14 protein-coding genes are annotated in these 13,543 nt (G+C 42.0%); 3 read left to right on the top strand and 11 right to left on the bottom strand.

The annotated features are described in order from the left end of the window. Positions 1-41: 41 nt before the first annotated feature. From dusB to mecA, 10 genes are all read right to left on the bottom strand, one after another. Positions 42-1,019 carry a tRNA dihydrouridine synthase DusB gene (dusB, locus tag HMPREF2571_RS04565; protein ID WP_002883588.1) on the bottom strand — a complete coding sequence of 326 codons (978 nt, stop codon included), beginning with the start codon at positions 1,017-1,019 and terminating at the stop codon, positions 42-44. Next, the gene (gene hslO, locus HMPREF2571_RS04560) at positions 1,012-1,878 is read right to left on the bottom strand and encodes an Hsp33 family molecular chaperone HslO (protein ID WP_002883609.1); all 867 of its coding nucleotides are present in this window, start codon (positions 1,876-1,878) and stop codon (positions 1,012-1,014) included. The genes dusB and hslO overlap by 8 nt, the downstream gene beginning before the upstream one ends. Positions 1,879-1,957: 79 nt before the next feature. Further along, complete coding sequence (locus HMPREF2571_RS04555) at positions 1,958-2,317, bottom strand: hypothetical protein (RefSeq protein WP_070579699.1); 360 nt, start codon at positions 2,315-2,317, stop codon at positions 1,958-1,960. A gap of 174 nt (positions 2,318-2,491) precedes the next feature. Then, positions 2,492-3,910, bottom strand: coding sequence for a Fe-S cluster assembly protein SufB (gene sufB, locus HMPREF2571_RS04550; protein ID WP_070847278.1), 1,419 nt, complete (start codon positions 3,908-3,910; stop codon positions 2,492-2,494). A gap of 75 nt (positions 3,911-3,985) precedes the next feature. Further along, a complete protein-coding gene (gene sufU / locus HMPREF2571_RS04545; protein ID WP_070847276.1) occupies positions 3,986-4,420 on the bottom strand; it encodes a Fe-S cluster assembly sulfur transfer protein SufU in 435 nt (144 codons plus the stop codon). Next, entirely contained in the window at positions 4,407-5,639 is a 1,233-nt protein-coding gene (locus HMPREF2571_RS04540) for a cysteine desulfurase (RefSeq protein ID WP_014633668.1), read from the bottom strand. The genes sufU and HMPREF2571_RS04540 overlap by 14 nt, the downstream gene beginning before the upstream one ends. Positions 5,640-5,692: 53 nt before the next feature. Next, on the bottom strand, positions 5,693-6,955 hold the full coding sequence (gene sufD, locus HMPREF2571_RS04535; protein WP_002886437.1) for a Fe-S cluster assembly protein SufD: 1,263 nt from the start codon (positions 6,953-6,955) through the stop codon (positions 5,693-5,695). Positions 6,956-6,991: 36 nt separating this feature from the next. Beyond that, the gene (gene sufC, locus HMPREF2571_RS04530) at positions 6,992-7,762 is read right to left on the bottom strand and encodes a Fe-S cluster assembly ATPase SufC (protein WP_002883600.1); all 771 of its coding nucleotides are present in this window, start codon (positions 7,760-7,762) and stop codon (positions 6,992-6,994) included. A gap of 161 nt (positions 7,763-7,923) precedes the next feature. Next, positions 7,924-9,081 carry a glycosyltransferase family 4 protein gene (locus HMPREF2571_RS04525; protein ID WP_045771696.1) on the bottom strand — a complete coding sequence of 386 codons (1,158 nt, stop codon included), beginning with the start codon at positions 9,079-9,081 and terminating at the stop codon, positions 7,924-7,926. 3 nt (positions 9,082-9,084) lie between these two features. After that, complete coding sequence (gene mecA / locus HMPREF2571_RS04520; protein ID WP_041817183.1) at positions 9,085-9,834, bottom strand: adaptor protein MecA; 750 nt, start codon at positions 9,832-9,834, stop codon at positions 9,085-9,087. A gap of 206 nt (positions 9,835-10,040) precedes the next feature. Here mecA and HMPREF2571_RS04515 point away from each other — a divergent pair, with 206 nt between their 5' ends. Beyond that, positions 10,041-10,412, top strand: a complete 372-nt coding sequence (locus HMPREF2571_RS04515) for a DUF3021 family protein (RefSeq protein ID WP_070847292.1) — start codon at positions 10,041-10,043, stop codon at positions 10,410-10,412. Between the two features lie 59 nt (positions 10,413-10,471). Here the strand turns inward: HMPREF2571_RS04515 and HMPREF2571_RS04510 are convergent, their stop codons facing one another. Continuing rightward, positions 10,472-11,326 (bottom strand): undecaprenyl-diphosphate phosphatase, encoded by an 855-nt coding sequence (locus HMPREF2571_RS04510; RefSeq protein WP_070847274.1) that lies wholly within the window; start codon positions 11,324-11,326, stop codon positions 10,472-10,474. 205 nt (positions 11,327-11,531) lie between these two features. Between HMPREF2571_RS04510 and HMPREF2571_RS04505 the strand changes: the two genes are divergently transcribed. Next, a complete protein-coding gene (locus HMPREF2571_RS04505) occupies positions 11,532-13,079 on the top strand; it encodes an ABC transporter substrate-binding protein/permease (protein ID WP_070847272.1) in 1,548 nt (515 codons plus the stop codon). Then, the coding region (locus HMPREF2571_RS04500; RefSeq protein WP_141760058.1) for an ATP-binding cassette domain-containing protein at positions 13,079-13,543 on the top strand (465 nt) is incomplete at its 3' end. The genes HMPREF2571_RS04505 and HMPREF2571_RS04500, both read left to right, overlap by 1 nt.

Below are 13,543 nucleotides of genomic sequence, written 5' to 3'. Positions count from 1 at the left end.
AAAACCTAACCAAGCTGGTTAAGTTTTCATCAGATATAGATTTATCGCAAAGTTGCAAAGATTTCTTCGACCTGAGCCACAGACTCGGCACGTGAGACTTCGCCACGAACCTTGGCTGCTCCCGCTGTTCCACGAAGATAGTGTGGTGCAAGACCACGGAATTCACGAACAGCAATCTTTTCACCTTTAAGATCTACCAAACGTTTGAGGTGGTCTTCAGCGATGTCCAATTTCTTATCAAATGGAAGCTCTGGCAACTCCTCTCCCGTTTCAAAGAAGTGGTTGATTTGCGTGAAAATGTAAGGATTGTTCATAGCTGCACGTCCCACCATAACCGCATCTACACCAAGTTCCTCAATCATGAGTTTGGCATCTTGAACGCTACGAACATCACCATTTCCGATAAATGGAATCTTAGTGATAGCCTTAGCAACACGGGCCAACGTCTCGTGGTCACAGTGACCTGTGTACATCTGCTCACGAGTACGGCCGTGCATAGCAAGGGCAGAAACACCTGCAGACTCAGCTGCAAGAGCATTTTCCACAGCCAAATCACTGTCTGACCAACCTGTACGCATCTTAACAGTCAAAGGAATATCAAGTACTGATGTTACTTCCTTGACGATGTGGTAAATCTTGTCTGGATCCTTGAGCCACTTGGCACCCGCTTCATTTTTAACGACCTTATTGACTGGACAACCCATGTTGATATCAACAATATCAGCCTTGGTATTGGTCTGGATAAAGTCGGCTGCACGCTTCAAGCCCTCAGCATCACCACCGAAAAGCTGGATAGACATTGGATGCTCATTTTCATCGATATGAAGCATATGAAGGGTTTTCTCATTATTGTAGAGGAGCCCTTTTTCAGAGATCATCTCCATAACCACGAGACCTGCACCAAATTCCTTGGCAATAGTACGGAAAGCCGAGTTGGTCACACCTGCCATAGGAGCTAATACTGTACGATGAGGAATCTCCACGTTTCCAATCATGAAGGACGAATTAAGTTTAGTCATTGATGAGTTCCTCCAAGTCAGCTTCTGAAAATTCATACTTGGTTTGGCAGAATTGACAGACGATTTCAGCCCCATGATCCTCGTCTTTCATGGCTTGAAGTTCATCCTTACCAAGCGTCAAGAGGGCATTTTCAAAACGTTCGCGTGAACAATCACACTCAAAGCTAAGCTCCTCTTCAGACAAACGTTTAAAAGGTTCATCCCCATAAATGGCATTCAAGAGAGCTTCGATATGGTCATCAGACTCCAAAAGCGTTGAAATGGCTGGCATCTCTTGGATGCGTTTTTCGTAACGAGCGATTTCTTCTTCGCTAGCTCCTGGTAAAACCTGAAGCATGAAACCACCAGCAACCTTAACCTTGTCCTCTTCATCAAGAAGTACATTAAGACCAACAGCAGATGGCGTTTGCTCAGATTCTGTCAAATAGTAGGCAAAGTCTTCACCGATTTCACCAGAAATAAGTGGTGTTGATGACGTGTAAGGATTACCGGTTCCATAATCGATGATTGAGACAAACTGTCCTTGCCCCATGAAAGGACCCACTAAAACTTCACCAGTCGCTGTTTTCTTGATATCCACACCTGGATTTTGGATGTAGCCCTTAACATGTCCTTTGGTATCAGCTACAGAGATGATATGCCCAAAAGAGCTATTTCCGATAACCTTAACCGTAATTTTGCTTTCACCTTTTTGGTTAGCAGCCAAGATTTGGTTGGCAATAAGGGTACGCCCCAAAGCAACTGTCGATGATGATAGAGTATTGTGTTTTTCTTGTGCGGTTCTAACAGTTTCTGTGCTATCAAGAACATAAGCACGGAAAGAACCTGATTCTGAAATTGTTTTAATTAATTTATCCATAGTGATTCTATTATAACACAAAAAAGAGGGTGGAAAAATCGTAAACGCTCGGCGTTTCTCTTCCACACTCTCTACCAAATTACCATGAAAATTCGGATAGTTTTTCCCTCAAACTTGTTATTTTTCTATCATCAAAATGGTGTTTTTGCCTTATTACAGGTGGCAAATTCTCCAAATACTCAATATAGACGCTGACAAGGAGATTATAGTCATTAGTTGTCAAACGCTTGAGTTGACTATGAATGAAGGTAGTTGCCTGATCATACTGTTCATGGATCAACAAGTCGTCAATATAGTCATTACCATCAATAGTGTGACCTTGCTCGTCCTCCACCTGATCTAAATCAATATCTAAAGTCTCAAACTTAAAAGCCTTACTGACCACATTAGCTGTCCCTCGAATTTGATTGAGTAGCCAGTCACTGTTATACACTCCCATATTAGTCCCCTCCATTACTTGCTATTCAAATCTATTATATCTTTTTAAATACAGATTGTAAACGCTTTCTGCATTTTGCAATTACTCTGTTCCTAACAATTATCTATAGCCCATTTCCTGATTTTTCATGCAAAACAAAAAGGACCATCTGGTCCCTTTAGATAATCAGAGTTTTTACCCAACTGATCCTTCCATTTCATAACTAATCAAGCGGTTAAGCTCAACAGCATACTCCATTGGAAGTTCTTTGGTAAATGGTTCCACAAATCCCATGACAATCATCTCTGTTGCTTCTTGTTCTGAGAGTCCACGGCTCATGAGGTAGTAGAGTTGCTCTTCAGAAATCTTAGAAACTTTAGCTTCGTGTTCAAGGGCAACTTGTGAGTTGTGGATTTCGTTAAATGGGATAGTATCTGATTTAGACAAATCATCCATCAAGATGGTGTCACATTCAATGTGAGATACCGATTTCTTAGAATCCTTGTTGAAAGTAACTTGTCCACGGTAGTCAACCTTACCACCATTACGAGCGATTGATTTAGAAACAATAGATGATGATGTATGCGGTGCATTGTGAATCATCTTAGCCCCTGTATCTTGGTGTTGACCTGCATTGGCGAAGGCGATTGAAAGCATGGTACCACGCGCACCTTCTCCATCAAGGTAAACAGATGGGTACTTCATTGTTTTCTTAGCACCAAGGTTACCGTCAATCCACTCAACCGTAGCATTTTTCTTAGCAGTGGCACGTTTGGTTACCAAATTATAGACGCTATCTGACCAGTTTTGAATGGTTGAATAACGCATATAAGCTCCTTCAAGTGCAAAGATTTCAACGATGGCTGCATGAAGACTGGCTGAAGTATAGGTTGGTGCCGTACAGCCTTCCACATAGTGAACGCTGGCACCTTCATCAACGATGATAAGGGTACGTTCAAACTGGGCAGTTGCTTCATTGTTAATACGGAAGTAGGTTTGAAGCGGAATATCCACCTTGACGCCTTTAGGTACATAAATAAAGGTACCACCTGACCAGAAGGCAGAGTTAAGGGCCGCAAATTTATTGTCTGTTGGTGGAACCAGTTTTGAGAAGTACTTCTTGAAGAGTTCTGGGTACTCTTTAAGAGCTGAGTCCGTATCTGTAAAGATAATACCCAACTTGTCATACTCTTCTTTCATGTTGTGGTAAACCACTTCTGATTCATACTGAGCTGAAGCCCCTGCCAGGTAAGCACGTTCAGCTTCGGGGATACCAATACGTTCAAAGGTTTCCTTGATTTTTTCAGGTACATCTTCCCAGTCACGAGCAGGTCGGTCTGACGCTTTTTGGAAATATGTCAAGTCATCGAAGTCGATTTCCGAAAGATCTGGTCCCCACTCTTGCATAGGCATTTTCTTAAAGGTTTCTAGTGATTTCAAGCGGAATTCAAGCATCCACTCAGGCTCCCCTTTTTCAGCAGACATGGCACGGACCACATCTTCACTGATTCCTTTTCCTGTTGAAAAGACTGGTGTCACATCATCATGGAAACCATATTTATATTCCCCCAAATCAATGGGTTTTGGTTCTACTTTTTCATTTGTTTCAGTCATAGTATTTTCCTTTATTAAAGGTTTGATTCGTTTTCCTTTTTGCTTGGGCAAGGAGACTAACTGCTCCTTGACTTCCTAAAGCTCGCTTCTCTCTATGGCTTTTTTGAGCGCATTCCAAGAGAGTGTTGCACATTTGATACGTTGTGGAAATTTAGAAACCCCCGCCAAAAGCTTGGCTTCACCTAATTTACCTGTAGCGATGTCATGTTTTCCTTGAATCATAAGAGAGAAAATCTCCGCTAGTTCCAAAGCCTCTGCCTTGCTTTTTCCAATAACTGCATCCGTCATCATACTTGATGAAGCTGTAGAAATAGTACAACCATCACCAGCAAAGGCAATGTCTTCAATCACGTCACCATCAAATTTAACTGACAGATTGATAACATCTCCACAAGTCGGATTATTCAGTTGAAGTTGCTCCACATCTGGTAGGACACCATGATGGTGAGGGCTCTTAGAGTGATCGGCCACAACAGCCATATATAAACTATCTAGTCTAGAGAGTGCCATTGAAAAACTCCTTCGTCGCAAGAATTGCCTCCACAAGCTTGTCGCAATCCTCTTTAGTATTGTAAATATAGAAACTTGCTCGGGCAGCTGATGAGATTCCTAAATGATTAATTAAAGGCTGAGCACAGTGGTGACCCGCACGCACTGCCACTCCTTCATAATCAAGAGCTGTCGCCACATCATGAGGGTGAAGCCCATCAATATTAAAGGCAATAACACCTGCATGCTGGCTAGGATCTTCTGGACCGTAGACTGTCAGAACATCAATCGCCTGAAGCTTAGGCAAAACATAGTCTACCAATTCTTGCTCGTAAGCATGAATATTTTCCATGCCTAAAGCAGAGAGGTAGTCCACAGCAGCTCCAAGAGCAATAGCCCCCGCAATGTTAGGTGTACCAGCCTCAAATTTCCAAGGCAATTCCTTCCAAGTGGCTTCTTGTTCATAAACAAAATCAATCATCTCACCACCGAATTCAATAGGATTCATCTGGTTGAGAATCTCTTCCTTGCCATAAAGAACCCCAATCCCTGTTGGACCTAACATCTTATGGCCAGAAAGGGTGAAGAAATCACAATCCAAATCCTGAACATCAATGGCCATGTGAGGCGCCGATTGGGCACCATCCACCACCATATAGGCACCAACTTGGTGGGCAAGCTTGGCAATTTCTTTGACAGGATTGATGCAGCCTAAAACGTTAGAGACCTGAGCTAGACTGACAAATTTTGTCTTTTCAGTAATCTTGTTGGCCAAATCTTCCATATCCAATTGGCCATCTTTCAAGTAGGCATAAACAAGTTTAGCCCCTGTCTTCTTACAAGCTTCCTGCCAAGGAATGATATTCGAGTGGTGTTCCATAATTGAAATAACCACCTCATCTCCTGGCTCAAGAACCTGCTCTGCAAAACGACCAACCCAGTTAAGACCAGTTGTCGTTCCACGTGTAAAGAGGACCTCTTTGGTTGATTTAGCATTGATAAACTGACGAAGCTTTTCACGACTAGCTTCGTAAGCAGCTGTTGCACGCTCAGCCAAAGTATGCACACCACGGTGAACATTGGCATTGTCCTCATGATAGTAGGCCATGAGAGTGTCCAAAACTACTTGGGGCTTCTGGGTCGTTGCTGCATTATCCAAGTATACCAAAGGTTCATCATTAACTACCTGATCTAAAATGGCAAAATCTTGTCGAATCTTATAGGCATCTAAAGCTGACATCTTATCTCCCTATCTAGATATATCATAGGTTAGACTATCTGAGTCGATAGTTCCTAACGTTTGTTTAGTTTTGTATCAGTTACAGAAATCATTTCATCGCGCACTTCTTTAACTGGGATTTCAGTAATAACTGCTCCCAAGAAACCGCGAATAACCAAACGTTCTGCGGTGTCTTGATCAAGTCCACGACTCATGAGGTAATACATATCCTCTGGATCTACCTGACCGATTGAAGCAGCATGCCCTGCTGTAACTTCATTTTCGTCAATCAAGAGAATTGGGTTAGCGTCTGAACGTGCCTTGTCAGAAAGCATAAGCACACGGCTTTCTTGTTGTGCATCAGCACCCTTAGCACCTTTGACAATGTGACCAATACCATTGAAAGTCAAAGTACCACGTTCCAAAATAACACCATGTTGTAGGATATGTCCCACAGAGTTGTTACCGTAGTTAGTCACACGAGTATCAATTCCTTGAACCTGACGCCCTGATGAAAGACCAATAACTTTGAGGTTGGCATGACTTCCATTGCCAATCAAGTCACTATCAAAGTCAGCAATAACATTGCCTTCGTTCATGATCCCGAGAGCCCAGTCAATGCTGGCATCACGACCGATACGACCACGACGACTAATATAAGTTGTGACGTTTTCACCCAAACGGTCAATAGCCGCAAACTTAACTTGTGCACCATCTTGAGCAATGACTTCAACCGAAATGTTGGCACTAGCTTTTTCAGTCGCTTCACCTAGCGTTTCAAAACGCTCAAGGTAAGTCAATTTACTGTTTTTACCAGCTACGATCAAAACGTGTTTGTTAAATGGAACATTTGAAGTTCCATCTTGGTAAAAATAGCTTTCAACTGGCAAGTCAATTTCAACATTATCTGGTACATAAAGGACTGCTGCACTATTGAAATAAGCATAGTTATAAGCTGCCAATTTGTCCTCATCATAGGCTACAGCCTTACCAAAGAAGGCTTCAACGACTTCTGGGATTTCCTCAAGAGCAGTCGTAAGGTCTGTAAAGACCACACCTTGGCTAATCAAGTCGGCTGGCAATTGTTCAAGTACAGTATTTGTTCCTACTTGGACCAATTTAGGGTTGTTTCCAAGCGCTGTAAAATCAGGCACATTTGCTGATGGTTCATTTTCAGTAATCGTTCCATCACCGAGATTCCAACGGTGGAATTTAACACACTCAATTTTTGGAAGAGCCAAACTTTCAAGCTTATCGAAGGCTGCTTGACGAAGGTCTTGCAACCAAAGTAGCTCTGCTTTTGCTTGTGAAAAAGCGATAATAGATTCTTTTGACATAGGTTACTCCTTTTCTAGTTATTTCGAGTAACAGACTTACGCTTCTTCGTGGTACTCGTAACCGAGCTCTTCAGCGATTTTCGCATAACCTTCTTGCTCAAGACGAGCAGCCAATTCAGGACCGCCTGAAAGAACCACTTTACCTTCCATCATTACGTGTACGACATCTGGAGTGATATAGTTCAAGAGACGTTGGTAGTGAGTGATAATCATAGCACCGAAGCCTTCGCCACGCATAGCGTTAACCCCTTTTGAAACCACTTTAAGGGCATCGATATCAAGACCTGAGTCAATCTCATCGAGAAGAGCAAACTTAGGTTCCAACATGAGCAATTGAAGGATTTCGTTACGTTTTTTCTCACCACCTGAGAAACCTTCATTAAGGTAACGCTCAGCCATTTCTTCACGCATACCTAGCAATTCCATCTTTTCATCCAATTTAGTGATGAAATCAAGAACAGAAATCTTTTCGTCATCTTCTTTACCAGCGTTCATAGCCGCACGGATGAACTCAGCGTTTGTGATTCCTGGGATTTCAGCTGGATATTGCATAGCAAGGAAAAGACCTAGGCGTGCACGTTCGTCAACTTCCAAGTCAAGGATGCTTTCACCATCAAAAAGGATGTCCCCTTCTGTGATTTCATAGTTTGGGTTACCCATAATCGCAGCTGAGAGGGTAGATTTACCAGTTCCGTTAGGACCCATGATAGCAGCAATCTCACCAGTTTTAAGAGTCAAATTAAGACCCTTCAAGATTTCTTTATCTTCAACAGACACATGAAGATTTTTGATTTCAAGTACAGACATTGTATACTCCTTTTTCATATATACAGCGAGCACTTGCTCGCTAAATTGCATTATTTTTTCGAAAATAGTCTTGCTATTTTCTGGAAAATAAAAAGAGAACTTCCATTTTCCTTAATTAGAGTCATTATAACAAAAAAGCCATTACTTGGCTTTTCAAATGTTTAATTTTTTCGCCCTTGCTTCCATTTTAACATGGTTGCTTGGCGATAATCACTATTCCCGATAAATTTCAGAAGGTTGAAGAGTGGTGTTCGACCAACGCCCCAAATCTCAAGCCCTTCAATCAGAATTTCCATTCCCAAAATCAAACTTAAGAGTAAGAGAATACCACCGAGACGACTGGAAACGTTTAACAAGAGGGCAATCAATGAAAAGAGGATAGCGATGGCATAAACCACCAGAACCGCTCCTCGATGAGTGAAGCCCATTGCTAGAAGGCGATGATGCAAGTGCATCTTGTCAGCCTCCATGGCTGGACGCCCTGACAATTTACGGCGGACAATGGCTACCACTGTGTCAACAATAGGCACTCCAAGGATAATAACAGGTGACAAAATAGCCACTGCAGTTGCATTTTTCAATCCTTGCAATGACAAGACACCAATCATAAAGCCAATAAAGAGCGCCCCTGTATCACCTAGATAGATAATTGCTGGATGATAATTGTAAGGGAAGAAGCCCATAATGGCAGCCACCAAGACAAAGATAGTCATGGTCAAGAAAATATCAGTATCATAGAGGAAGAAATAAGAGATCACCCCCATAGTCATAAGGGAAATGATGGAAACGCCTCCAACCAAGCCGTCCAAACCATCAATCAGATTAATGGCATTGGTGATGGCCACAATCCATAACACCGTTAAAATCAAGGTCAAGACCGGCCCAAAATGAATCATGGGACCACCAAATGGAATCTTAAAGCTATCAAATCGGAAGTCTGTAAAAGCCCAAACGATGACAGCTCCAATAACAATACCAAGCATCTTAGGTAGAGGCTTTAATTCCAAGATATCATCAATGAAGCCCGTCAAAGCCACGACAGATCCTCCCACAACAACCGGTAAGATATACCTGATGTAGGAAACATGCCAGATATCCTTATGGATAATCATAGGCATAAAGACCAAGGTCGCTAGTACAAAGGCCAACAAAATAGCTAAACCACCAGCACTAGGCATTGGCTTTTTATTGATACGTCTTGCATTGGGATTGTCAACAGCTCCGACACGTAAGGCCAAAGAGCGTACCAAAGGGGTCGCCACAATGGCAATCAAAAAGGTCCCAATCAAAACGAATATATAGTTAATGGTCCAAGGCATGTCTTAGCTCCATTTCGTTGCTTGTAGTACCGGTAAGGCGTCCTCTTCCATCAAGATTGTTGCATGCTCTTGTAGGTAGGCACGTGTTCGGTCTGCCACATTCGCATATTCAAGAAAACGCGCATACATATTGTTCGCGTAATAATCAGGCTCTTCAGCCAAGTAAAGAAGGATCGTCATGTAGTAGACATCCCCAAGTTTATAAAGCTCAGAACCTTCAACAGGTACATCCTTCAAACCTTGCGTAAAAGTCACCACTTGATCAAAATCAGAGAAGGCCAAGACATAGTGGGTATAGTCTTCACGAATATTTTCTTCAGCCACTTCCTTAGTAGGCTCTGTCATAGCTTTATCAACCTCTTCCAAGGTCTTTTCAAGCTCTTCAAGCTTATGGTGTGCTTCGATGTCACCCTTGTCCATAAAATTACCCTCAAGAGCCTTTAGGAACTCTTCTGGAGAAAGCCCTGAGTAGTCATCCATATCTGACAAATCATTGAAATCAAGGTCTTCCTTAAGATCTGATTTAGTCACAAAGACATCCACACGATCCTTGCGTGGCGTGACACGGAAGCTCAGCATCCCACTATTTTTAAAGTTATCAGGCAAGTCCAACTCATCCATGACAGTATAGAAAAATTCCTCTGTTTTTTCCTGGGGAATCAAGAAATCTTTCAATTCCATACCATGTTCTTCAAGATCTTCCATGGTAATCATGATTTTTAGAGTTGTCTCGCTTATTTGTTTCATTTCCATATGTAAAAAACCTCGCACGAGTAGTTATTTCATTATACTAGAAAAGCCAAGAGATAGCAATTTCTGAGCAAGTTTGAGTCTTATTTTGGAAAGGATTTCTAAAAACTTCTTAATGCTAACAAAACCTTGTATTTTCCTATTTATACCCGTCACCTATCCTAAAATGGAGTATAATGAAAGTGAAGATATACACGGAGGTGATGACCATGACTGCCTATAAAAAAGGGTGGCTACGAGCTAGCATTGCTGGAGGAATAACGAGTTTATTGACGCTCTTTCTCTACTTGTCGGGGCAACCTTATCAAGTGAACAAATCTACCTTTCTTACAGGACTAATCGTTGCCATCATACTAGCAACTGCTCCCATTTACGACGATAACCGTTTATCGCTCAAACAGCAATCTCTTCTCCACTTCTCTATCATGTGTGTTACCATCCTTCCAATTCTCTGTTTGTCCGGATGGTATCCCTTGCATAATGTCGTGGACCTCTTGAAAATCCTAGCTAGCTTCTTGACTTGCGGATTGGTCCTATGGTTGCTGGCTTATCTCATCTTTGGAAAACTTATCCACAAATGATTTCAAAACCAGATAAAAAGGACTCCAATTGAAGTCCTTTTCAGTTTACTTAAAAGTAATTATCCAAAAATAAGTTTAACAGCTCCATAGAGAAGCACAATAATACCAAGCACGATACGGTATTTTCCGAAAACTGTAAAATCATGTTTCTTAATGTAATTCATCAAGAAGCGAATCACGAACAAGCTGACAACAAAGGCTGTCACACTAGCTACCAAGAGAATAGCTACTTGTCCACCTGTCAAAGTATTTCCGTCAATGAAGTACTTAACTGCCTTAAGGCCACTGTAACCAAACATGGTTGGAATACCAAGGAAGAAAGTGAAGTCAGCAGCCACGCTACGACTAGTACCAACGATGATACCCCCAAGAATAGTAGCACCTGAACGGCTTGTCCCTGGAATGATACTCAAGACTTGGAAAAGACCAATATAGAAAGCTGTCTTGTAAGACATACGTGCCAAATCCGTTACCTTAGGCTCTACACGTCGATTGCGGTCCTCAATCCAAATAAAGGCAATCCCGTAGAACACCAACATGATAGCTACTACAAAGAAATTACTGAGATGAGCCTCCATCCAGTCATCTAAAAGAAGCCCAAAGAAGGCTGAGGGAATACAGGCAATGACCACCTTAAGCCAAAGTTGCCAAGTCAACTGCACTTCACGTGCTGTCTTACCAGGTTGGAAGGGATTCAAGCGTTTAAAGTAGATGACCATAACCGCAAGAATAGCACCAAGTTGGATTACGATATTAAACATATCAATGAAATCTTTACTCTGTCTCAAGTTCAAGAATTCATTAACCAAAATCAAGTGACCTGTAGATGAAATAGGTAGCCACTCTGTGATTCCTTCGACAATCCCAAGAAAGACTGCTTTTAGTAATTCAATAATAAATTGTGCCGTTTGCATAATTATCTCCGTTTTAAAATGCTAGCCTCATCACACCAAAAATGATTAAGGCTCCAAATCGTCCTTCCCATTATATCAAATTACAACTTGTATTTGAAGACAATCTTGATATAGAGATTGTTTTTCTAATCCCAGCTTATTGTCATTAGTCCTAATTTCCTGTAAAATAGTAAGGTATGACATTTTTATAGGAGACATTGTTTCAATGAAAAAAATTATTGTAGCCTGCTTTGCAGCGCTCCTCCTCGTTTTTGGCGGGGTATCAAGCGCTCAAGCAGACGAGTATCTCCGTGTCGGTATGGAGGCTGCCTATGCACCTTTCAACTGGACACAGGACGATGACTCAAACGGAGCCGTTTCAATCGAAGGTACTAAACAGTATGCCAACGGTTATGACGTGCAAATCGCTAAAAAAATTGCTCAAGCCCAAGGTAAGAAACCCTTGGTGGTCAAAACAGCTTGGACAGGTTTGATTCCTGCCCTCACTTCTGGCAAGATCGATATGATTATCGCTGGTATGAGTCCAACAGCTGAACGTCGTCAAGAAATTGACTTTTCAGATAGCTACTACCGAAGTGAGCCTGTTATGGTTGTTAGCTCTGATGGTGATTATGCCAACGCTAAGAGCCTCAAAGACTTCAAGGATGCTAAAATCACAGCTCAACAAGGGGTTTATCTCTATAATTTGATTGACCAAATCCCAGACGTCAGCAAACAAACAGCTATGGGAGACTTCGGCGCTATGCGACAAGCCCTTGCATCTGGTATCATCGATGGTTATGTTTCAGAGCGTCCTGAAGCCAAAACTGCCGAAGAAGCTAGCTCAAAATATAAGATGATTACGCTTAAAGATGGTGGTTTCCAGGTTTCAGACGATGACGTGTCCTTGGCCGTCGGTCTTCGTAAAGGAGACAGCCAGCAAATGGAACAAGTCAATAAGGTCCTTGCTGGAATCAGCCTAGAGGAACGTGTCAAACTGATGGACCACATCATTGCCATCCAACCTGCAGATAAGGCTGATGAGGCTAAAAAAGGAAACTTCTTTAGTCAGATGAGCGCTATCATCGCTAAGAACTGGCCACAATTCTTACGTGGTACAGGAATTACCCTTCTTATCTCAATTATCGGTACAGTTGTGGGTACTTTCATCGGTCTTATGATTGGTGTTTACCGCACAGCTCCTAAAGCTGCTAATAAATTTGTAGCCTTGCTCCAAAAACTCTTCGGTTGGGTTCTTAATGTCTATATCGAAGTTTTCCGTGGTACGCCAATGATTGTACAATCTATGGTTATCTACTACGGTACTGCCCAGGCCTTTGGTATCAACATTGACCGTACCCTAGCAGCTGTCTTCATCGTTTCTATCAACACCGGAGCCTACATGAGTGAAATCGTTCGTGGTGGTATCTTCGCTGTAGATAAAGGACAATTTGAAGCTGCAACTGCTCTTGGATTTACCCATGGTCAAACCATGCGTAAGATTGTTCTTCCACAGGTTATCCGTAACATCTTGCCAGCTACTGGTAATGAGTTCGTTATCAATATCAAGGATACCTCTGTTTTGAACGTTATCTCTGTTGTGGAACTTTACTTCGCAGGTAACACTGTTGCAAGCCAAACTTATCAATACTTCCAAACATTCTTTGTTATCGCAGCAATCTACTTTGTCCTCACCTTCACAGTGACACGCATCTTGCGTTATGTAGAACGCCGTTTGGATCAAGATACTTACACACAAGGAGGGGTTCACTAATGACTGAAACGATTTTAGAAATTAAAAACCTCAAAAAATCATACGGAAAAAATGAAGTCCTCAAAGATATCTCCCTCAGCGTCAAAAAGGGTGAGGTTATCTCAATTATTGGCTCTTCAGGTTCAGGGAAATCAACCTTCCTTCGCTCTATTAACCTACTCGAGTCCCCTTCAGGTGGTGAAATCCTCTATCATGGAGACAATGTCCTTGAAAAAGGTTACGACCTCACTACCTATCGTGAAAGACTCGGTATGGTTTTCCAATCTTTCAACCTCTTTGAAAACCTTAATGTTTTGGAAAATGCTATCGTAGCTCAAACAACCGTTCTCAAACGTGACCGCAAAGAAGCTGAGAGCATCGCCAAAGCTAACTTGGAGAAAGTTGGTATGGGGGAACAATACTGGAAAGCTAAACCAAAACAACTTTCAGGGGGTCAAAAACAACGTGTGGCCATTGCCCGTGCC

This window comes from Streptococcus sp. HMSC068F04 (assembly GCF_001837455.1).
Taxonomy (GTDB): Bacteria; Bacillota; Bacilli; order Lactobacillales; family Streptococcaceae; genus Streptococcus; species Streptococcus salivarius_D.
The sequence above is the reverse complement of the archived record's forward strand: the minus strand, read 5'-3'. Positions and strand labels throughout refer to the sequence as shown.